The organism is Vulcanococcus limneticus LL (assembly GCF_943369875.1).
Classification (GTDB): domain Bacteria; phylum Cyanobacteriota; class Cyanobacteriia; order PCC-6307; family Cyanobiaceae; genus Vulcanococcus; species Vulcanococcus limneticus_A.
On sequence record NZ_CALROT020000007.1, the window covers coordinates 174128 to 194617 of the forward strand.

Sequence of the window (20490 nt, forward strand, 5' to 3'; positions counted from 1 at the left end):
CCGGTGTCAGGGCGACGCCGCGGCATCGGGCGGCCCGGCCGTTCCCGGCCGCTCCGCTGAGCCCGCCGCTTCGGCCCGGTAGGCCGCGGGCACCAGCACCAGGAACAGCCACCACCACAGCAGCACCGCCGCGGCCAGGGGCGCGCTGATCCACCAGCGCCCCATCAGCAACCAGCTGCCGGCGACCACCGCCACGCCGCTCAGCAGGATCGACCAGGGCTGGCACCACCAGGGCTTGTGCTGCCAGAGGCTGTCGTCAGCCATCGCGTCGTCAGCCATCGGAGCTGTCCATGCCACGACGGCGCTCGCCCGTGCCCTTGCGCCGATCGCCAGCGACGCGCCGGTCATGGCCGGCAGCCGGCCCGTCCCCATGGCCGCCGTGGTGATGGGCGCGGCGATCGCCGGGGGCGGCATCGGCCTGAGCGGCCGCCTTGGGATCGGTGACGGCCCCTTCGCCGTGGCCGTTCTCGCTGCGGGAGAGGGTCAGCAGGGCCAGTCCCAGGGCCGCAAACGCCAGCACCGGCGTGGAGGCCGCCACGGTGACCCCCAGGGAGGCGGTGAACCAGATCGAAGCGGCACTGGTGAGCCCGTGCACCTGGGGCGTACCGCGCTTGCGCGTGCCCCGATCCACCAGGATCTCGCCGGCCCCGAGGAAGCCCACGCCGGTGGCCACCCCCTGGATCGCCCGGCTACGGGCCTGGGGATCGCCCTCCAGACCCGCCGCCGCCAGCACCATCAGGCAGGCGCTCAGCCCCACGAGCACGTGCACCCGCACCCGGTTGGGGTGGGGCGCCTGGGTGTAGTGGGCGCGGTTGAAGCCCACGGCCAGGCCGCAGAGCACCGCCAACCCCATGCGCAGCAGGGCTTCGAGGTCAGGGGTGAGCTGCAGGGGGGGCATGGCCCCATGGATAGGGCCAATCGCCAGGGAGCGCCATAGGCTCCAGGCGATTCGTGCCAGCCGGTCCCCGTGAACCCCCAGCTGGTGCGCAACAGCCTCAAGCTGGCCACGGCGGCCTTCTTCACCGCCGCCGTGGCCAGCTGGTGTGAGCGGGTGGAGTTCCTCTGGTACCCGCTGATGGCCGTGGTGATCGTGGTGGACGACAACGACGATCAGACGGTCCAGGCGGCGTCAGCCCGGGTGCTGGGCACCGTGGTGGGGGGCCTGGTGACCTTCGTGGTCCACACGGTGCTCAGCGGCTGGATCGGCGTGCTGGTGTCGATGCTGATCCTGCTGCCGCTGCTGCGCCTGCTGGGCTGGCAGTCGGCCGCCGGCACGGCGGCGCTGCTGAGCGTGATGTTCCTGATGATCCCCAGCCATGTGGCGCTCAACTGGGAGTACGTCGTCAACCGGGCCCTCGACACGGTGGTGGGCTGTCTGATCGCCATCGGCGTCGGGCTGCTGTTCTGGCCCCGCAATGGCCTGCAGCAGCTGGAGCAGGCGGAGGCGGGCCTGCGCCAGGCCCTGGCCCGGCAGCTCCAGGCCTATGGGCGCTGGGTGCAGCAGGGGGAGGCGCGCCCCAAGCCGCTGCCGCCGGCGCCGCTCACGGAGTCCCTGCTGCGCATGGAGCAGCTGGTGCTGCAGGAGCAACGGGGGCCGCGCCAGGGCGAACTGCGCCGGCGGCGCTGGCCGCAGCGGCTGATGCTGTGGCAGAGCGCCCACCACCACTGGCTGCAGTGGGAGCGGCTGATGGCCCACCTGCCGGAAGCGCCCCCCACCGCTGCGGGGCCCATCGCCGCCGGCCTGCAGGCCCTGGCGGACCGGCTGGCCGGCCGGCCCGGGGTCCGCCCCTCCCAGGATCCGCGGCCCTGGCAGGCCCTGGCCCAGCGCAACCGCTGGCCCCTGCTGGTGCTGCTGTCCCTGGCGGAGGAACAGCGCCCCCTGCTCAGCAGCCTCGGGGGCCTGGGCCGACTGGCTCAGCCCCCCCAGATCCGCGCCTCGGACCAGGGTCGATGCTGATCCGTCCTGCCGAGCTGCGCCTCGCCTTCACCGCCGGGCTCACCAACGCCTTCGCCTTCCTGAGCGGACTGCCCTTCGGCTACTACGCCCCCCTGGCGGTGCTGGCGGTGTGCACCGGCAGTTATGGCGGCTCCCTGGCCCTGGGACGGCAGCGGCTGCTGGGATCCCTGCTGGGGGCCGCGATCCTGCTGGTGGCCTATGAGGGCCTCAAGGACCTGCCCCTGCCCATCGGCATGGCCGTGGCCCTGGGGGCCCTCAGGCTGTTCGGCGGTGCCCTGGGCCTGCAGGTGGGCTACAAGGTGGGCGGCATGATCGTGGTGATGGGCTGGCTGGTCCACGACGACCAGCTCGCCGCCTGGATCCCGCTGCGACTGTTCTGGACGGCGTTCGGCATCCTCACGGCGCTGCTGAGCCTGCGGCTGTTCTGGCCGGCCCGTGCCAGCGCCGCCAGCCTGCAGGGCTACGCGACCCTGTTGCGCGACCTCGCTATGGCCCTGGAGGCCGCGGCCGCGCCGCAGCCCCACCGACGGCAGATGAGCCGCCAGCTGCGCGCTCAGCTGGTGGGCCAGCGCCGCCTGAAGGTCCAGGTGACAAACGAACTGGGCAGCAGCCCGGAGCACCACCCCCTACACCAGCTGCTGCAACTGCTCGACGACTGCTGCTCCAGGCTGATCGTGAGCAGCGACAGCCTCGGGCGCCAGGGAGCCTGGGCAGAGCTTCCGCCCGCCCTGGGCGATCTGCACCAGGCCCAGTCCGACCTGCTGGGCGCCCTGGCCCAGAGGCTGCGGCTCTGGGCCGAGCAGCTGGAGATCCAGGGGGAGCCCCTGCCACCCCCACCCAGCCAACCGATGGCGATCCCGGACCGCTGGCTGACGCTGGAGCGCCGCCTCGCCGATCCCGACCTCTGCAGCCCATCCCCGGGCCTGAGCCTGGAGCGGCTCCAGCACAACGCCAGCCGCCTGACCCTGTGCAGCCTGGCCCTGCGCACCCTGGAAACCGGCGAGCGCCGCTGGCGCGGCCTGGCCGGCGGTGGGGACCGTCCCGCTGCCGTTCAGCGCGGCCGTGACGCCAGCCAGCGCTCGAGGCGGTAGCCCAGCACCACCAGCAGCACCACCAGCCAGAACCACAGCTCGGGGGCGTTGGCGTTGCAGAGCACGATCAGCAGCACCAGCTCACTGGCCAGCCAGGGCAGCTCCTGCCGCAGCAGCGGATTGCGGATCCTGGGACGGGGAAGGGCCATGGCGGTCAGGGCAGGGTACCGGGCTGGCGCAGGAACGGCCGGTTCCAGAGGCCGTCGATGCGCAGGCTGCGGTAGCCGCCGGTGAGGGAGCGCAGGCCCGGAATCACGTAGCTGATCGGGCTGCGCCACTCCACGTAGGCATGGCTGCTCACGGTGAGGCCTTCCCGCACGGGGAAGACGCCGCTGCCACCGGAGAGGGTCCAGCGGTAGCCGTCGGTGCTGCGGGGGTCGCGGAGCAGGCGGATGTCGGCGCGCATCACCGGGCCGCCCTTGCTGAGCTCCCGCGCCAGCTGCGGGTTGCCGATCGTCGTCGAGATGTCGTCCTGGGTGGCGGGCAGGGTCAGCACGCGGCTCACCGTGCCCACGATGCCCCCGAAACGGCCCCGCTGGTTCCACATCGGCACCACCTCCACCGGCAGCCCCAGGGGCAGGCGCCGGGCATCGGCGGGAGCGAAGTAGGCCACCGCCATCAGCGGCGGCTGCGGGGCTCCGGCCGCGATGGCCCGGCCGATGGTGCCCAGCCGCTGGCCCGTGCCCACGGTCTGACCGGGAATCACCTGCAGGTCGAGCACGGTGCCGTCCCGTTCGGCCTCCACCTGGCCGTCGTAGGCGATCCGGGCTTCGGTGACCCGGATCTGGCGCTTGAGATCGCCGATCTGGTAGCGCCGCTGCTGGGCCTCGCTCTCGATCTGAAGCTTCACCTTCTGGTAGTCGGTGAGCACCGCCTTCTCGTTGATCGCCACCTGGTCGAGGTCGACGCTCGTGCTGGTGAAGCCCTGCTCCGTCGCCACCACGGCGCTGGAGAGCGGAGCCACCACCTCGCGCTTGGCCAGCCACTCCAGGCTGCGGAGCTTGTCGGCGTAGGTGGCCTGCAGGCGCTGGAAGCGGCGACGGTCGTCGCGCAGCTTGGCCAGGGCGGTGTCCACGCTGAGCTGTTCCGTGGTGAGCCGCAGCCGATCGCGCCGGTCGAGATCGCGGTTGATGCGCTCCAGCTGGGCCAGATTGCCCCTCTGCTGCTGCAGCTGCCGCTCCAGCACGGGCAGGTAGAGCTCCATGAGCACCTGTCCCCGCCGCACCGGCTCACCCACCTGCACGTGGATCCTGCGCACCTGGCCGCCGGCACGGGCATCGAGGAGGCCGGCGTTGTTGGGGTAGACCAGCACCCCCCGGCCCATCACCTCGGTGGGAACGGGCCAGAACAGCCCCCACAGCAGCAGGGCGCCGCCCATGCCGGCCAGGCAGACCCCCACCTGGTCGTGGTCGCTGAGCCGCCGCCAGCGGCCGGGCAGCCGCTGCGACCTCGCGGATGGGGAGGGAGGTGGAGACGGCACCATGGCGCCCAGCTTGGGGCAGGCTCACCCGATTGAAGCAAGGCCGCCCTGGGGGCAGGGCATGGGGGCCAGCCCGCAGGAATCGATCGAGCAAACTGGGCGCCGCTGGCGGGACCTGGGCAGATGGGCACGGCTGCACCGCATGGGCGCTGGCGGGGAGCTCTGGCGGGCGCCCTCACCGCGCTGATGGCCCTGCCCGGCCCCGGCCAGGCCCAGAGCCGGGGCACCGCCCAGCTGGAGCGCAGCTGGCGGGACCTGGATCAGCAGCTGCGGGCCCTCGATGCCCTGATTCCGGCCGATCCGGACATGGGTGCCGACGGCCGCTCCGGGGGGCTCACGCCGAGCCAGCCCCTGCCGGAGGCCCTGCTGCAGCCCAACCGCCCCGCCAGCGGCCCGCTGCAGCGGCCTGCCGCCACCCCGGCCCCGCCCCTGAGCCTGCCGACCGCCGCCAGCCTGCAGGCCGGCAGCGTCCAGAGCCTGAGCCTGGAGCAGGCCCTCGCCCTCGCCTTCGCCAACAGCGCCGGCCTGCAGGCCCAGCGGGAGCTGGTGGCGGCGGCCCTGGGGGAGCTGCAGGCCCAGCTGGGCAGCTACTGGCCGCGGATCAGCGCCTTCGCCAATGGCAGCAGCGGCCAGAGCAGCCTCTACGCCAACGCGCCGGTGGGCAGTGGCCGGCTGGGGCTGGGGCCCCAGTTTTCGGCCACGGGGCTGCTGGGGGCCAACGGCCAGCCGACGGCCGGCGCCTTCTCCGTTCCCAGCGGCGGGTCCGCCTCCCTCACCACCACCACCAGCGGCGGCACAGCCGGCCTGCAGCTCGACTACGCCCTGATCGACTTCGCCCGCACCCCCACGGTGCGGGCGGCCCGGGCGCGGCTGCAGCGGGAGCGCCACAGCTACGCCAACCAGCTGCGGCTGCTGCAGCTGCAGGTGAGTGAGGCCTACTACCAGCTGCAGCAGGCGGATCAGACGGTGCGCATCCAGGACGCCGCCGTGCGCAACGACCTGCTGATCCTGCGGGACGCCCTCGATCTCCAGCAGGCCGGCCTGGTGCCGCGGCTCGATGTGCTGCGCCGCCGCGCCATCGAAGCGGCCAACCAGGAGACCCTGATCCAGGCCCTGGCGGATCGGGCCGTCGCCCGCCGCCAGCTGGCGGTGCTGCTGACCCTGCCTCCGGGCCTGACCCCGAGCGCCGGCGATCCGATCACGCCGATGCCCCGCTGGCCCCTCAACCTGGAGGAGAGCCTGCTCGCCGCCTACCGCGGCAACCCCGAACTGGAGGCGATCCTCGCCACCCGCGAAGCCCTGGCCCGGCAGCGGGACGCCACGGCGGCGGCGCTGCTGCCCAGGCTGTCGCTATTCGCCAATGGCGGCGTCTACGGCAGCACGGCCAACACCTTCCACGTGAGCGCCAGCAACGGCGGCTGCTGCGGCACCACGGTGATCCCGGTGCAGAACAGCAGCGGCGGCGACTGGTCGGTGGGGCTGAGCCTGCAGTGGCTGCTGTTCGACGCCGGCACCACCGCCGGCCAGGTGCGCGCCCTGGCCCGCCGCGAGGCTGCCACCAGCCAGCAGGTCGCCGCCCAGCGGGATGCCATCCGGCTGCGGCTGGAGCAGGCCTTCTTCAACCACGAGGCCAGCCTGGCCAAGCTCTCGGCGGCCCGCCGCGGCGTCACCGCCGCCCTGGAGGCCTTCCGCGACGTGAAGCTGCGCTACCAGACCGGTCTCTCCAGCGAGCTGGACCTCTCGAACACCCAGGAACGGCTGATCGCCAGCCTGGTGCAACGGCTCAACGCCACCGTGGGCGTGAACATCAGCTACGCGCGGCTGCTGCGGGAGCTGCTGCCGATGCCCCTGGATCCAGGGGCCGCCGTCACACCGCAGCTCAACCTGCCGCCTGGGGCAGCACCCCAAGCCGCTGCAGGGCCTCCAGGCCCTGGCCGCCCGGATCCGCCAGGCACTCCGCCAGCAGGGGCGCCAGCACCGGCACCTGGGCAAAGCCGCCGCTGAAGCCGCTGAACACCCACAGGCCCAGCGCCCCGGCCACGGGTCCGGCCAGGGGGTGTCCGGCACTGCAGAAGCTGACGGGGGCCTGGCGGTAGCGGGCCGGCACGGCCTGCCAGGCCAGGGCCAGGGGTTCCAGGCCCTGGCGCAGGAGCTGCTCCATCCGCTGGGGGTCGGGCTCCGGATCGACGGGGGCGCCGCAGCCGCTGGCGGACGGCCGCACCAGGGTGAGCTGGCCCACCAGGGCGCCGCGGCCCCGCGGCACCACGCCGGGATCCACGATCCAGGCCTCGGCCTGCAGCTGCGGTGCGCGCCGCTCGAGATCCGGACGCTGGAACTGCAGCGGCAGCTGCAGCTGATCGGGCGACAGGTCCGGCGGGCGGCTCTGCAGCTGCAGCACCCCCGCCCAGCTGCTGCGCAGCCGCGCCGGCAGGTCAGGCCAGAGGGCCCGGCAGCCACTGCCCGCCGCCAGCACCACCTGGGCGGCCTGCAGCGGCGGCCCCTCCACCAGGTGCACGCGCCAGCCGGAACCCGAGCGCTCCAGGCCCTGGGCCTGGCCCCGCCGCACCTCCACCCCCGCCGCGGCCAGCGCCACCGGCAACCGCTGGCCGAAGGCCTCCCCATCCACCTGGGAGACGGGCAGGGGCAAGCGCCAGTGGGCGGGATGCCAGCCCAGGGAGCCATGGCGCTCCTGCAACGCCCGCCAGCGCACGCCCGCCTGGGGGGCAAGCCGCGCCAGGCCCGTGGCGGCCAGCGGCCAGCCGGGGATCACGCCATAGCTGAGGGCGGTGGCGGTGTCGCCGGATCCGGGGTCCAGCAGCGTCACCGCCAGCCCGCGCTCGCGCAGGGCCAGGGCCAGCAGCGATCCCGCCAGCCCCCCGCCGATCACCAGCCGCTCCGAGGCGAACGCCCCGGTGGGTGCCGCCATCAGATCTGCAGCGTGAACGACTGGATCACCTGGTGGAACAGGACCTTCACCCGCGGCCAGCGGGCCTCGTTGGTGCTGGCGGCCAGGGTGTACAGGCGGCCGCGGTCCACCACCACGGTGGCGAGCTCGTGGCGGTCGCGGTCACTCAGGTGCACGGCGTATTCCAGGTCGTAGAAGGTGCGGCCGCCGTCCTCGCGCTCCTGGGCCTCCACCAGCTCGGCCTGGCGGCCGCTGCCCTCGGGCGCGATCACCACGCGGCGCAGCTTCTCGCCCACCGCCACGGCGCTGCCGAGGGATTCGAGCTCGTTGGTGGCGTTCACATCGGAGATCACCAGGCTGAGGGTCTCGTCGCTGTTGATCAGGTCGTGGAACACCACCTGGGGGCCATCGCTCACCTGCACCCGGGTCCAGCCGGTGGGGTAGAGGAAGGCGTAGCGGCCATCGGGGCTCTGGAAGGAGTTGAGGCCGGCGGCCGCGGCGCTGCAGCCCACCAGCGCCAGGCTGAGCACCAGGCCCAGGGCCAGGCCGCGGGTCCCGGCCCCGAGGCGCCCGCGCAGGCGCGTCCAGATCGAGCGGAGGGGGGCCAGGAGCACGGATCGGGAGAGCAAGTGATGGCCATTCTCCCGCCCGCGGGGCACGGGCGCCGCCGGGGGCACCGGGCCTGCGGCCGGCGCCGCGGCAGCGCCCCTAGATTCCGGTCATCCGCAGCAGCGCCCTGAGCGGCTTCACCCGCCCCCTGGCCCGCCTGATCGACCAGTTCGAGCGGCTGCCGGGCATCGGTCCGCGCACGGCCCAGCGCCTGGCCCTGCACGTGCTGCGCCAGCCCAGCGAGCAGATCCAGGCCTTCGCCGACGCGCTGCTGGCGGCCCGCAGCCAGGTGGGCCAGTGCCAGCGCTGCTTCCACCTGTCGGCCGAGCCGCTGTGTGAGATCTGCCGCAACGAGACCCGCCAGACCGGCGTGCTGTGTGTGGTGGCCGACTCGCGCGACCTGCTGGCCCTGGAGCGCACCCGCGAGTTCAAGGGCTGCTACCACGTGCTCGGCGGCCTGATCTCGCCGATGGATGGGGTGGGTCCGGAACTGCTGCAGATCCAGCCGTTGGTGGCGCGGGTCGACCGCGATGGCATCGAGGAGGTGATCCTGGCCCTCACCCCCAGCGTGGAGGGCGACACCACCAGCCTCTACCTGGCGCGGCTGCTCAAGCCCTTCACCCAGGTGAGCCGCATCGCCTATGGCCTGCCGGTGGGCAGCGAACTGGAATACGCCGATGAGGTCACCCTGGCCCGGGCCCTGGAGGGGCGCCGGCCCATGGGCTGACCCCCACGCGCCACCCCGCCCGCCGGCCATGGCCCCCCGATCGACCCGCTACAGCGCCATCCCCCCGGCCGAGCGCCTGCCCGCCTGGATCCGGGCACCCATCGGCAACGCCTCCCAGCTGGAGGGCGTGCAGGGCGTGGTGCGGCAGCAGCGGCTGCACACCATCTGCGAGGAGGGCCGCTGTCCCAACCGCGGCGAGTGCTACGCCGCCGGCACCGCCACCTTCCTGCTGGGCGGACCGATCTGCACCCGCAGCTGCGCCTTCTGCCAGGTGGAGAAGGGCAGCGCCCCCACGCCGTTCGATCCCGCCGAGGCCGAGCGGGTGGCGGAGGCGGTGCAGGCCCTGGACCTGCGCTACGTGGTGCTCACCGCCGTCGCCCGCGACGACCTGGCCGACCACGGCGCCGGCCTGTTCACCGGCGCCATGGCGGCGATTCGCCGCCGCAACCCGCAGGTGGCGATCGAGGTGCTCACCCCGGACTTCTGGGGCGGCCATGCCGATGAAGCGGAGGGGCTGGCGGCCCAGCGGCGACGGCTGGAAGCCGTGCTGGCGGCGGCGCCGGTGTGCTTCAACCACAACCTGGAAACCGTGGAGCGGCTCCAGGGCGAGGTGCGCCGCGGGGCCACCTACCGGCGCTCCCTCGGCCTGCTGGCCGCCGCCCGGGAGCTGGCGCCTGGGATCCCCACCAAGAGCGGCCTGATGCTGGGGCTGGGCGAGGGCTTCGAGGAGGTGGTGCAGGCCCTGCGCGACCTGCGGGCCGTGGATTGCCAACGGCTCACCCTGGGGCAGTACCTGCGCCCCTCCGTGGCCCACATCCCCGTGGCCCGCTACTGGAGCCCGGAGGAGTTTGCGGCCCTGGGCGCCATCGCCCGGGACTTCGGCTTCGCCCAGGTGCGCAGCGGCCCGCTGGTGCGCAGCAGCTACCACGCCGGCGAGCTGGACTGAGCGCGGGGGCCCAGGGCCTGCGGGTCTGGCCCGCCCGGGCCGGATGGAACGGGGGTGGCACTGGTCGAACAGCCGCATCGATCTGCCATGGGCCAGGGCGCCATCGTCTCCGTGCTCTCCGTCGCCACGGGAGAGCAGGACCACTGGTGGCTGCCCCAGGGGCTCGACCACCCGGCCAGCCTGCTCGCCCCGCTCCGCTGCGCTGCCGACCAGCACGCCGACCAGTCCACGGGCCCGCCCGCCGACCAGCCCGACGCCCTGGCGGCCGGCCTGGTGGAGCAGCTGAGGCAGCTGTCGGGGGCCAGGCGCGTGGCGACCCCCAGCTGGTCCCAGGTGCGCCAGCGCTACCTGGTGGGCCTGCATGGCCCGCCCTGCCGTCGCGTCGTGATCTGCAGCTGGCACTGCCCCTCGCCGGGGGCCGGCTGGATCCGCAGCTTCGCTCCCCAGGAGTGGCCCCCGCAGGCGCGCACCACCACATCTGCCGGAGAAGCCGCCGCTGAAGTGTCGCCGGGTTCAGCCGGCGCCGGGCCGGACACCCAGCCATCGCGCACAACACCGCAACCCGCCGGCGCAGTCGCCCTCCATCAGCAGCCCTGAGCCGCCCCAGAGCAGCCGCGGCCCCAGATCCAGGGGCCCGGCCCCCAGCTCCCGCTCGGCGCGGAAGCCCAGCCGCTCGAAGTAGCGCACCAGGCGCCGGTGCTGCTCCGGCGCGTCGCGGATGGCCAGCAGGCGGGCCCGGCGGCAGGGGGTGGTCTCCAGGGCCCAGGCGAAGGTGGCGGCCCAGATCAGGGCACCCACGCCATGGCTGCCCTCCCCCTGCACCCGCAGGGTGTCCAGCCGCAGGCCCGCCGCCGTGGGGATCGCCCAGCCCTTCAGTTCGCCCAGCAGCAGGGGCGAGCGGCCGGGCCGGGGCCGGGCCACCACCACCTGCAGGCCCCAGACCCCCAGGCGGCGGGGGGCCCGCAGCCGCAACAGCAGGCCCCGCCGATCGGCCCGGGCCTCGATCGCTTCCAGGGTCAGCTCAGAATCAGCCACGGCGGGGACGAGGTCAGGGGTGGTCATGGATAGGACTCCACCGCCACCACGGCGTCCAGGTTCAGGGGCCCGTGGATGTGGGGAAACAGCTCGTGGCCGCCCGGAGCACACTCCAGGGCCAGGGGGGCGCGGAGCCTGGCGGGATCGATCTCCAGGCGCAGCAACGGCGGCGCCCCCGCGAAGAAGCGGGCGTGGGTGGCCGCCAGCTGGTGCTCGAAGCTGGCGTGGATGAAGCCCACCGCCTCCAGGCTCTGGCCCCAGGTTGAGCGCACATAGCTGCCATCGCGCCGGGCCTGCTCCCACTCACTGGCCAGGGCCAGGTGATGCAGGCGGCGATGGGGCGGGAACAGGCCCTGGGGATCCCCCGGCCGCCACGGGGCCACGGGCGCCAGGGCCACCGCCAGCTCAGGACTGTCCAGGAAGCGGCCCAGCCAGGCCTGCAGCGCGGCGAGCTCCTCCAGGGCATCAAACCAGGCCGGATCGGCCAGGCGGAACTGGCGCACGAAGGGCAGCACGGCCACGTCGGCCAGGGAGGGCAGCTCCCCCAGCAGCCAGCCGCCGGCCTCCAGCAGCCCGTTCCACTCCTTCAGGATCGCCAGGGCCGCCTGCCTGTGCTCCCGAGGGTCGAGATCCGGATAGCGACTGGCGTACTTGTAGCGGTCGAGGTGGGCCTTGAACGGCCCGTCGTTGCGGGCGATCAGGTCGGCGCTGCGATGGCGCTCGGCACTCGCCGTCGCCTCCGGGCCCTGGCGGAGCCAGTCGCCCGGATCGTGCTGGGCCAGGGCCCAACGCATCACCGCCAGGCTCTCCTCCAGCACGCGGCCATCGGGGTGCACCAGCACGGGCACGGTGCCCTTGGGGGAAGCGGCCACCAGGTCCGTGGGCTTGCCCCTGAGGTCCACTTCCCGCAGCTCCACCAGCAGCCCGGAGGCCTCGATCGCCAGGCGCGCCCGGATGGCGTAGGGGCAGCGCCGGAAGCTGTAGAGGATCGGCAGCGCCCCGGCGCAGCTGGTCACGGCTCGTGGCCTCCCCCCGCCACAGCCGCCTGCGCCACCCCGAGGGAGCCATCCCCGCCGGCGCTGGCCCGCTCCATCTGCCGCTGACGCTCGGCGAAGCGCGCCCGATCGGCGTCACTGAAGCGCTCGAGGCAGTGGCGACAGCTCACCCCCTCCCGGTAGCTGGGCAGGGCCTGATCGGCCGGCGAGAGGGGCAGGCCGCAGGCATGGCAGAGGCTGTAGCTCCCGGGTTCCAACCGGTGGTTCACGCTCACGCGCCGGTCGAACACGTAGCACTCCCCCCGCCAGCTGCTGCCCTGCTCCGGCACCTCCTCCAGATACTTGAGGATCCCGCCCTGGAGGTGATGCACCCCGTCAAAGCCCTGCTGCTGCAGGTAGGAGGTGGCCTTCTCGCAGCGGATGCCGCCCGTGCAGAACATCGCGATCGCCCGGGGCCGGCGCTGCTCCACCAGGGGACGCAGCTCCCGCTCCACCCAGGCGGGGAACTCCCGGAAGCTGGCGGTGCCGGGATCGAGGGCCCCCTCGAAGCTGCCGATCGCCACCTCGTAGGCGTTGCGGGTGTCGATCAGCAGGGTGTCCGGATCGCGGATCAGCGCATCCCAGTGCTCGGGGGCCACGTAGGTGCCCACCTGGTCGGCCGGCTTCACCGTGGGACAGCCCATGGTCACGATCTCGCGCTTGAGCCGCACCTTGAGCCGCTGGAACACCGGCTGCGGCGCCCAGCTGAGCTTGGCCTCCAGCCCCGCCAGGGCCGGCAGGGCCCGCAGCCGCGCCAGCACCCGCTCCACCCCGGCCGTCGGCCCGCTGATGGTGCCGTTCACCCCCTCCTCCGCCAGCAGGATCGTGCCCCGCACACCCCCCTGCTCCGCCAGCGCCTTGAGGTCGGCCCGCAGCGCCGGCAGGCCGTCCATCGCCGCGAAGCCGTAGAAGGCCGCCACCTGCACGGTCATGGCGGAGTCAGTCATGGCGGACTCAGCTGCAGGGATCGAGCCAAGGGTTCACGCCCGCCGCCGCCAGCAGCTCGCGGTCGGCCTCCACGTCGGGATTGCCCGTGGTGAGCAGGGTGTCGCCGTAGAAGATCGAATCGGCGCCCGCCAGCAGGCAGAGCACCTGGCCCTCCTGGCTCATGGTTTCGCGGCCGGCGCTGAGCCGCACCCGGCTGGTGGGCATCAGGATCCGGGCCACGGCCACCATCCGCACCAGCTCCAGGGGATCCACCGGCGGCTGGTCCTCCAGGGGCGTGCCCTCCACCGCCACCAGGGCATTGATCGGCACGCTCTCGGGGTGGGGGTCGAGGCTGGCCAGCACCTGCAGCAGCGAGGCCCGATCCGTGGTGCTCTCACCCATGCCGATGATGCCGCCGCAGCACATGGAGATGCCGGCCCGCCGCACCCGCGCCAGGGTTTCCAGCCGCTCCTGGTAGGTGCGGGTGGTGATGATCCGGTCGTAGTGCTCGGGGCTGGTGTCGAGGTTGTGGTTGTAGGAGGTGAGGCCGGCCTCCGCCAGCCGCGCCGCCTGGCTGTCGCTGAGCATGCCGGCGGTCACGCAGGCCTCCAGCCCGAGTTCCCGCACCCCGCGCACCATCTGCAGCATCGCCTCGAACGGGGCGCCGTCGCGGATGTCGCGCCAGGCCCAGCCCATGCAGAAGCGGTGGGCCCCGGCCTCCTTGGCGGCCCGGGCCCGGGCCAGCACCGGCTCCACCTCCAGCTCGGGCCGCCCCGTCACGTCACTGCTGTTGTGCAGCGACTGGGGGCAGTAGGCGCAGTCCTCCTCGCAGCCGCCGGTCTTCACGCTCAGCAGCGAGGCCAGCTGCACCCGGTAGCCGGGGTTGGCGGCGCGGTGCACCGCCTGGGCCTGCCACAGCAGATCCATCAGGGGCAGCTCCAGCAGCGCCTGGATCTCGGCCACCGTCCAGTCGTGGCGGATCGGCGGCGCCGGCAAGGATTCAGGCGTGGCGTCGGCGACGGTGCTGGCGCGGTGGGCGGGGGTGGCGATCAAGGCGGGGGCGATCAGGGGGAGACGGGATCGACGCCGCCGAAACGGCGCTGGCGGCCCTGGTAGTCCAGCAGGGCCCGGGTCAGGGCCTCGGCGTCGAAGTCGGGCCAGAGCACATCGGTGACGTGCAGCTCGGCATAGGCCAGCTGCCAGAGCAGGAAGTTACTGATGCGGTGCTCACCGCTGGTGCGGATGAGCAGGTCGGGGTCGCATTCGCCGGCGGTGTGCAGCTCGGCGGCGAAGGCGGTCTCATCGATCGCCGCAGGATCGAGCTCGCCGCGGGCCACCTGCTCCGCCAGGCGGCGGGCGGCGCGCACCAGCTCGCGGCGGCCGCCGTAGTTGGTGCAGACGTTGAAGTGAATGCCGGTGTTGCAGGCGGTGCGGGCCTCGGCCTTGGCGATCAGCTCCTGCAGACCGGTGGGCAGCTGCTGCAGGTCGCCCAGGAAGCGGATGCACACCTGCTCCCGGTCCAGGGCCTCCAGTTCTCGGGCCAGCACCCGCTCGAACAGGGCCATCAGGAAGCTCACCTCCTCCCCCGGACGGCTCCAGTTCTCGGTGGAGAAGGCGTAGGCGGTGAGGGCGCCGATGCCCCAGTCGCTGCAGAGGCGCAGGGTGCGCTTGAGGGCCTCCACGCCCTCACGGTGCCCCATCACCCGCGGCAGGTTGCGGCGCCGGGCCCAGCGGCCGTTGCCGTCCATGATCACGGCCACATGGGCCGGCAGCCGGGTCGGATCGAGGTCCGCCGGCAGGGCCTGCAGCGCGGGTCGACTCCCCTGGGATGGATCGGAGGTCGCCAGGGCGCGACTCATGGATGACGATCGGGCGAATCCGCCGCCACGCTACGCCCACTGACCGAAGGCAACCGGGACGCCGGATTGGTGCTGGCCTTGGCGGCGGCCTTGGCGGAACCCTTGCCGGAGCTCTTGACCACGGCGTCGCTGAGCAGCTCCTGCAGGCGGCTGCTGGTGATCGGCCGCTCCAGCCGGCCCTGGCGCGCCAGCGACAGGGTGCCCGTCTCCTCGGACACCACGATGCACAGGCAGCGATCGAAGCGCTCGGTGATCCCCAGGGCCGCCAGGTGGCGGGTGCCGTAGCGGTTCAGGCCCTGGTGGCGCGACAGGGGCAGGATCACCCCCGCCGAGAGGATGCGGTTGTCCTTCACCAGCACGGCCCCGTCGTGGAGCGGCGTGTCCTGGGCGAAGAGGTTGAGCAGCAGATCCACCGAGAGCTGGGCATCGAGGGCGATGCCGGGATTCAGGAAGTCCTCCGGGCGCAGGTCACTGCCCAGATCGAGCACGATCAGGCCACCGCGCCGCAGCTGGGACAGCCGTCCGGCCGCCTCGCTCAGCACAGCCACCGAGCCCGAGGCCAGCTGATCGGCCCGGCGACTGCCGAAGAGCACATCGAGCCGGCCGGTTCCCAGCAGTTCCATCAGGCGCCGCAGCGCCCCCTGCCAGAGGATGGCCAGGGCCAGGCTGCAGGCCAGCACCAGGGCATCCACCAGCTTGCTGGTGAGCGGCAGGTCGGCGAAGCGCTGCACCACCCAGGCCAGGGCCACCAGGGTGAGATAGCCCCGCAGCAGCCAGAGGGTGCGGGGCTCGTTGACCCGGGCCAGCAGCACCATGCCGAGGCCCGTGGCGAAGAGCAGATCCAGCAGCAGCCGCAGATCCAACGGCCCAAGCCCAAACACTGCTGACCTGCCCCCTGCTCGGGGTCAGGCTACCGGCCGCAGCCGCTCCGGCAGGACGTCGTAACGCAGCAGCTCGTCCGGCCGCTCGCGACGCTGCACCAGATCGGCCCGGCCATCGGCCACCAGCACGGCGGCCGGTCTGGGGATGCGGTTGTAGTTGGAGGCCATCGAGGCGTTGTAGGCCCCGGTGGCGAACACAGCCAGCACGTCGCCGCTGGTGGCGGGCGGCAGGGCCAGGTCCTTGAGCAGCACGTCGCCGGATTCACAGTGCTTGCCGGCCACGGTCACCGTCTCGCTGGCCTCGGCCTCGGGCCGCTCCGCCAGCAGCGCCGTGTAGCGCGACTGGTAGGTGATCGGCCGCGGGTTGTCGCTCATGCCGCCATCCACCGACAGATAGGTGCGGATGCCGGGGATCTCCTTGCGGCTGCCCACCGTGTAGAGGGTCACGCCGGCGGTGGCCACCAGGGAACGCCCCGGTTCACAGAGCAGCCGGGGCAGCTCCAGGTCGCGCTCCCGGCAGGCGGCGACCACCGCCTCGGCCACGGTGCGCACCCACTGCTGGATCGACGGCGGATCGTCGCTGGCCACGTAGCGGATGCCGAGGCCGCCGCCCACGTTCAGGTCGCTCACCGGATGGCCCAGGGAGCGGGCCAGGGCCAGGGCATCGGCCAGCACCGCCGCCAGGTCGTGGTGGGGCTGCAGCTCGAAGATCTGGGAGCCGATGTGGGCATGCAGACCGGTGAGGCGGGCCCAGGGGCAGCCGGCGAGGTGCCGGAGCACCGGCTCCAGCTGGTCGGGATCAAAGCCGAACTTGCTGTCGAGGTGGCCGGTGCGGATGTACTCGTGGGTGTGGCACTCGATGCCGGGGGTGAAGCGCAGCATCAGGGTCACCGGGGCCGCCGGCGCCAGGGCCGCCAGGTTCTCCAGGTCGAACCAGTTGTCGACCACCACGGTGACCCCGTGCTGCACCGCCAGGGCCAGCTCCTCAACGGACTTGTTGTTGCCGTGGAAGACGATCCGATCGGGGGCCATGCCGCCCTCCAGGGCCGTGAGCAGCTCGCCGGCCGACACGGCATCGAGGCCCAGCCCCTCGGAGGCCACCAGGGCGGTGATCGCCAGGCTGCTGTTGGCCTTGGAGGCATAGAGGGCCAGGGCAGGGCCGGGGTAGTGGGCCGCCAGGGCGTCGCGATAGGCGGCGCAGGTGCCCCGCAGGGTGGCCTCATCCAGCACGTAGAGGGGCGTGCCGTAGCGGCGGGCCAGCTCCCCCAGGGCCATGCCGCCCACCTCCAGCTGGCCCCGGGCGTCGAGGCGGGTGGTGAGCGGGGTCAGGTTGCGGTTGGGGCTGTCCACATCCCGGTCGGCCTCGAACGGGCGGGGAGCGGAGGACGCTGCGGGGGTTCCGGGCCCGGCGCCGGCGGCATCGGCGCTGATCGCGGCACCGGAGGGGGCGCTGGCCGTGCTGCTGCTCATCGCGGGGCCGTGTGACAGAACAAGTTCACAATCGTAGGCAGCACCCGGCCTGCCTTCCGTGCCCAGCGAACCCGGTCCGCCAGCCCAGCCCGCGGCCACGCCGGCGCAGGGGGCGGCCCGGGATGCGGCGGCGGATGGCCCGGCCCGAGGGGCAGCGGCCCCCTCCGGCCTGCGGCTGTCACCGCTGACCCCGGCGGATCTCGAGGCCTGCCTGGCCCTCGACAGCACGGCCCTGGGGGGACTGTGGTCCGCCCAGCAGTGGCACACGGAGCTGGCGGCGGCGGAGCGCCCCGGCCTCGGCCTCTGGCAGGGGCCGGCCCTGGTGGGGCTGACCTGCGGCTGGCTGGTGGTGGACGAGCTGCACATCACCGTGGTGGCCGTGCATCCGGCCCATCGCCGCGGCGGCCTGGGCCGCCGGCTGCTGGAGGCCCTGCTGGCCGAAGCCGTGGGGCGCGGAGCCTGCCACGCCACCCTGGAGGTCGCGGCCGACAACGGGGCGGCCCAGGCCCTCTATGGCGCCCTGGGCTTCCAGACCGCAGGGGTCCGTCGCCGCTACTACCGCAACGGCCAGGACGCCCTGATCCAATGGCGGCGAATCGGGCGGGAGGCCTCCTCCGGCGACCGCTGAGCGGCTGTGCGGATTGCCGCCATTTTTTGATGCGAAGAACCGAAAGTTCAGGCGCTTGAATTGTTGGAAACACCTGGGCAGTCCAGCTGCGCCGCAGCGGCTTTGCCCCCGTGGCCGCCGCAACCACACACCACCGTCCAACCCTGATAGGTTGGTGACACCCGCAAAAGGCACCGCCCCATGTTCGAGCGGTTTACCGAGAAGGCCATCAAGGTGATCATGCTGGCCCAGGAGGAGGCCCGCCGCCTCGGCCACAACTTCGTCGGCACCGAGCAGATCCTGCTGGGCCTGATCGGCGAGGGCACCGGTGTGGCCGCGAAAGTCCTCAAGTCCATGGGGGTCAACCTCAAGGACGCCCGGGTCGAGGTCGAGAAGATCATCGGCCGCGGCTCCGGTTTCGTGGCCGTGGAGATCCCCTTCACCCCCCGAGCCAAGCGCGTGCTGGAGCTCTCCCTGGAGGAGGCCCGCCAGCTCGGCCACAACTACATCGGCACCGAGCACCTGCTGCTGGGCCTGATCCGCGAGGGCGAAGGCGTCGCCGCCCGGGTGCTTGAGAACCTCGGCGTGGACCTGGCCAAGGTGCGCACCCAGGTGATCCGCATGCTGGGCGAGACCGCGGAGGTCAGCTCCGGTGGCGGCAGCAAGGGCTCCACCAAGACCCCCACCCTCGACGAATTCGGCAGCAACCTCACCCAGCAGGCCGCCGACGGCAAGCTGGACCCGGTGGTGGGCCGCCAGCACGAGATCGAGCGCGTCATCCAGATCCTCGGGCGCCGCACCAAAAACAACCCGGTGCTGATCGGCGAGCCCGGCGTCGGCAAGACCGCCATCGCCGAGGGCCTGGCCCAGCGCATCAACTCCGGCGACATCCCGGACATCCTGGAGGACAAGCGCGTTCTCACCCTGGACATCGGCCTGCTGGTGGCCGGCACCAAGTACCGGGGTGAGTTCGAGGAGCGCCTCAAGAAGATCATGGAGGAGATCCGCAGCGCCGGCAACGTGATCCTCGTCATCGACGAGGTGCACACCCTGATCGGGGCCGGTGCGGCGGAAGGCGCCATCGACGCCGCCAACATCCTCAAGCCCGCCCTGGCCCGCGGCGAGCTGCAGTGCATCGGCGCCACCACCCTCGATGAGTACCGCAAGCACATCGAGCGCGATGCGGCCCTGGAGCGCCGCTTCCAGCCGGTGATGGTGGGTGAGCCGTCGGTGGACGACACCATCGAGATCCTGCGGGGTCTCAAGGAGCGCTACGAGGCCCACCACCGCCTCAAGATCGCCGACGAGGCCCTCATCGCCGCCGCCACCCTGGGCGATCGCTACATCTCCGACCGCTTCCTGCCGGACAAGGCGATCGACCTGATCGACGAGGCCGGCAGCCGCGTGCGGCTGATGAACTCCAAGCTGCCCCCTGCCGCCAAGGAAGTGGACAAGCAGCTGCGGGAGATCCAGAAGCAGAAGGACGACGCCGTCCGCGAACAGGACTTCGGCAAGGCCGGCGAACTGCGCGACAAGGAAGTGGAGCTGCGCGAGCAGATCCGCTCCATCCTGCAGTCCCGCAAGGAGGAAGAACCCGCCGCGGCGGAAGGCGGCGCGGAGGTCGAAGGCGAGGCCGCAGTGGCCGTGGCTGAACTGCCGGCCGTCGACCGCAACCCGGTCGTCACCGAAGAGGACATCGCCCACATCGTGGCCTCCTGGACCGGCGTGCCCGTTCAGAAGCTCACCGAGAGCGAGTCCGTCAAGCTGCTGAACATGGAGGAGACCCTCCACCAGCGCCTGATCGGTCAGGACGAAGCCGTGAAGGCCGTGTCCCGCGCCATCCGCCGCGCCCGGGTGGGTCTGAAGAACCCCAACCGGCCGATCGCCAGCTTCATCTTCTCCGGCCCCACCGGCGTCGGCAAGACGGAACTGACCAAGTCGCTGGCGGCCTACTTCTTCGGCAGCGAAGAGGCGATGATCCGCCTCGACATGTCCGAGTTCATGGAGCGCCACACGGTCAGCAAGCTGATCGGCTCGCCTCCGGGCTATGTGGGCTTCAACGAGGGCGGCCAGCTCACCGAAGCCGTACGCCGTCGGCCCTACACCGTGGTGCTGTTCGATGAGATCGAGAAGGCCCACCCCGATGTGTTCAACCTGCTGCTGCAGCTGCTGGAAGACGGTCGTCTGACCGATTCCAAGGGCCGCACGGTGGATTTCAAGAACACCCTGATCATCATGACCTCGAACATCGGTTCGAAAGTTATCGAGAAAGGTGGCGGCGGCCTTGGCTTCGAATTCGGCGGTGGCGACGCCGAGGAGACCAACTACAACCGCATCCGCTCGCTGGTGAACGAAGAGCTGAAGCAGTACTTCCGCCCCGAGTTCCTCAACCGCCTCGACGAGATCATCGTCTTCCGTCAGCTCAGCCGCGACGAGGTCAAGGAGATCGCCGAGATCATGCTCAAGGAAGTCTTTGGTCGCATGGCCGAGAAGGGCATCCATCTCTCCGTCACCGAGGCCTTCAAGGAGCGTCTTGTGGAAGAGGGCTACAACCCCAGCTACGGGGCTCGTCCCCTGCGTCGGGCCGTGATGCGCCTCCTGGAAGATTCCCTGGCCGAGGAGTTCCTCAGCGGTCGCATCGGCGAGGGCGACTCTGCCGTGGTCGATGTCAACGACGACAAGCAGGTGGTGATCCGCAAGCAGGGCGCCGTGGCCATTCCCGAACTGGCCGGCAGCGGCGTCTGACCAGCAGATTCCTAGCCAACCTTCCCTGGGGGCCCTGATCGGGCCCCCTTTTTTATGGGTGAACACCGAGCGCAATGAGCAGAACCGGAAAGAAGGACTGGAGGCTGTGGTAGGCAAAGGCGGCGCTGAGGTCGATGCAGTCCTGGCGGTCCCAGAGGCGATAGGCCCACCAGCCGATCTTCACGGTGTGGCGGACACCCACACGAGGAGCCCTGGA

The 20490-nt window shown here is 72.3% G+C and carries 20 protein-coding genes and 2 pseudogenes; 8 read left to right on the top strand and 14 right to left on the bottom strand.

The genetic code is table 11. The annotated features are described in order from the left end of the window. Positions 1-6: 6 nt before the first annotated feature. Positions 7-279, bottom strand: coding sequence for a DUF6737 family protein (locus ACLV7J_RS09915; protein ID WP_411868941.1), 273 nt, complete (start codon positions 277-279; stop codon positions 7-9). Continuing rightward, positions 272-898: an MgtC/SapB family protein gene (locus ACLV7J_RS09920; RefSeq protein ID WP_411868942.1), complete on the bottom strand. Its 627-nt coding sequence runs from the start codon at positions 896-898 to the stop codon at positions 272-274. Before ACLV7J_RS09920 ends, ACLV7J_RS09915 begins: the two co-directional genes overlap by 8 nt. 69 nt (positions 899-967) lie before the next feature. Here ACLV7J_RS09920 and ACLV7J_RS09925 point away from each other — a divergent pair, with 69 nt between their 5' ends. Further along, positions 968-1957, top strand: a complete 990-nt coding sequence (locus ACLV7J_RS09925) for an FUSC family protein (RefSeq protein ID WP_411868943.1) — start codon at positions 968-970, stop codon at positions 1955-1957. After that, positions 1951-3048, top strand: a complete 1098-nt coding sequence (locus tag ACLV7J_RS09930) for an FUSC family protein (protein ID WP_411868944.1) — start codon at positions 1951-1953, stop codon at positions 3046-3048. The genes ACLV7J_RS09925 and ACLV7J_RS09930 overlap by 7 nt, the downstream gene beginning before the upstream one ends. On the opposite strand, the gene ACLV7J_RS09935 is transcribed toward ACLV7J_RS09930, so the two are convergent. Both ACLV7J_RS09935 and ACLV7J_RS09940 read right to left on the bottom strand, forming a co-directional pair. Beyond that, a complete protein-coding gene (locus tag ACLV7J_RS09935) occupies positions 3009-3197 on the bottom strand; it encodes a hypothetical protein (protein ID WP_255125658.1) in 189 nt (62 codons plus the stop codon). The two genes, ACLV7J_RS09930 and ACLV7J_RS09935, sit on opposite strands and share 40 nt — an antisense overlap. A 5-nt stretch (positions 3198-3202) precedes the next feature. Beyond that, positions 3203-4531, bottom strand: a complete 1329-nt coding sequence (locus ACLV7J_RS09940) for an NHLP bacteriocin system secretion protein (protein WP_411868945.1) — start codon at positions 4529-4531, stop codon at positions 3203-3205. Between the two features lie 183 nt (positions 4532-4714). Here ACLV7J_RS09940 and ACLV7J_RS09945 point away from each other — a divergent pair, with 183 nt between their 5' ends. Continuing rightward, complete coding sequence (locus tag ACLV7J_RS09945; protein ID WP_411868946.1) at positions 4715-6532, top strand: TolC family protein; 1818 nt, start codon at positions 4715-4717, stop codon at positions 6530-6532. Between the two features lie 10 nt (positions 6533-6542). Here ACLV7J_RS09945 and ACLV7J_RS09950 read toward each other — a convergent pair. Further along, a pseudogene (locus tag ACLV7J_RS09950) lies at positions 6543-7454 on the bottom strand (FAD-dependent oxidoreductase); the annotation flags it as partial. Beyond that, positions 7454-7978 (bottom strand): photosystem II reaction center PsbP, encoded by a 525-nt coding sequence (psbP, locus tag ACLV7J_RS09955; protein ID WP_411868956.1) that lies wholly within the window; start codon positions 7976-7978, stop codon positions 7454-7456. The gene psbP and the pseudogene ACLV7J_RS09950, both read right to left, overlap by 1 nt. 221 nt (positions 7979-8199) lie before the next feature. Here psbP and recR point away from each other — a divergent pair, with 221 nt between their 5' ends. From recR to ACLV7J_RS09970, 3 genes are all read left to right on the top strand, one after another. Then, positions 8200-8769: a recombination mediator RecR gene (gene recR, locus ACLV7J_RS09960; protein WP_411868957.1), complete on the top strand. Its 570-nt coding sequence runs from the start codon at positions 8200-8202 to the stop codon at positions 8767-8769. A gap of 28 nt (positions 8770-8797) precedes the next feature. Further along, on the top strand, positions 8798-9715 hold the full coding sequence (gene lipA, locus ACLV7J_RS09965; RefSeq protein ID WP_411868947.1) for a lipoyl synthase: 918 nt from the start codon (positions 8798-8800) through the stop codon (positions 9713-9715). An 87-nt stretch (positions 9716-9802) separates the two neighbouring features. Beyond that, a complete protein-coding gene (locus tag ACLV7J_RS09970; RefSeq protein ID WP_411868948.1) occupies positions 9803-10312 on the top strand; it encodes a hypothetical protein in 510 nt (169 codons plus the stop codon). Here the strand turns inward: ACLV7J_RS09970 and ACLV7J_RS09975 are convergent. From ACLV7J_RS09975 to lysA, 7 genes are all read right to left on the bottom strand, one after another. Then, entirely contained in the window at positions 10229-10777 is a 549-nt protein-coding gene (locus ACLV7J_RS09975) for a hypothetical protein (RefSeq protein WP_411868949.1), read from the bottom strand. The genes ACLV7J_RS09970 and ACLV7J_RS09975 overlap by 84 nt on opposite strands. Continuing rightward, the gene (locus tag ACLV7J_RS09980) at positions 10774-11766 is read right to left on the bottom strand and encodes a DUF952 domain-containing protein (protein WP_411868950.1); all 993 of its coding nucleotides are present in this window, start codon (positions 11764-11766) and stop codon (positions 10774-10776) included. The genes ACLV7J_RS09975 and ACLV7J_RS09980 overlap by 4 nt, the downstream gene beginning before the upstream one ends. Beyond that, the gene (locus tag ACLV7J_RS09985; protein WP_411868958.1) at positions 11763-12716 is read right to left on the bottom strand and encodes a rhodanese-related sulfurtransferase; all 954 of its coding nucleotides are present in this window, start codon (positions 12714-12716) and stop codon (positions 11763-11765) included. The genes ACLV7J_RS09980 and ACLV7J_RS09985 overlap by 4 nt, the downstream gene beginning before the upstream one ends. A gap of 22 nt (positions 12717-12738) precedes the next feature. Beyond that, entirely contained in the window at positions 12739-13692 is a 954-nt protein-coding gene (bioB, locus tag ACLV7J_RS09990) for a biotin synthase BioB (RefSeq protein WP_411868959.1), read from the bottom strand. Positions 13693-13775: 83 nt separating this feature from the next. Beyond that, a complete protein-coding gene (locus ACLV7J_RS09995; protein WP_411868951.1) occupies positions 13776-14570 on the bottom strand; it encodes an isoprenyl transferase in 795 nt (264 codons plus the stop codon). After that, positions 14567-15385: a diadenylate cyclase gene (locus ACLV7J_RS10000; protein ID WP_411868960.1), complete on the bottom strand. Its 819-nt coding sequence runs from the start codon at positions 15383-15385 to the stop codon at positions 14567-14569. The genes ACLV7J_RS09995 and ACLV7J_RS10000 overlap by 4 nt, the downstream gene beginning before the upstream one ends. Before the next feature lie 90 nt (positions 15386-15475). Beyond that, positions 15476-16921: a diaminopimelate decarboxylase gene (gene lysA, locus ACLV7J_RS10005; RefSeq protein ID WP_411868952.1), complete on the bottom strand. Its 1446-nt coding sequence runs from the start codon at positions 16919-16921 to the stop codon at positions 15476-15478. Between the two features lie 58 nt (positions 16922-16979). On the opposite strand from lysA, the gene rimI reads away from it, so the two are divergent. Together rimI and ACLV7J_RS10015 are read left to right on the top strand one after the other, a co-directional pair. Then, positions 16980-17549, top strand: coding sequence for a ribosomal protein S18-alanine N-acetyltransferase (rimI, locus tag ACLV7J_RS10010; RefSeq protein ID WP_411868953.1), 570 nt, complete (start codon positions 16980-16982; stop codon positions 17547-17549). Positions 17550-17729: 180 nt separating this feature from the next. Next, positions 17730-20273, top strand: a complete 2544-nt coding sequence (locus ACLV7J_RS10015; protein WP_411868954.1) for an ATP-dependent Clp protease ATP-binding subunit — start codon at positions 17730-17732, stop codon at positions 20271-20273. A 61-nt stretch (positions 20274-20334) separates the two neighbouring features. Here the strand turns inward: ACLV7J_RS10015 and ACLV7J_RS10020 are convergent. Then, positions 20335-20475: pseudogene (locus tag ACLV7J_RS10020) on the bottom strand (YihY/virulence factor BrkB family protein); the annotation flags it as partial. Between the last annotated feature and the right edge of the window lie 15 nt (positions 20476-20490).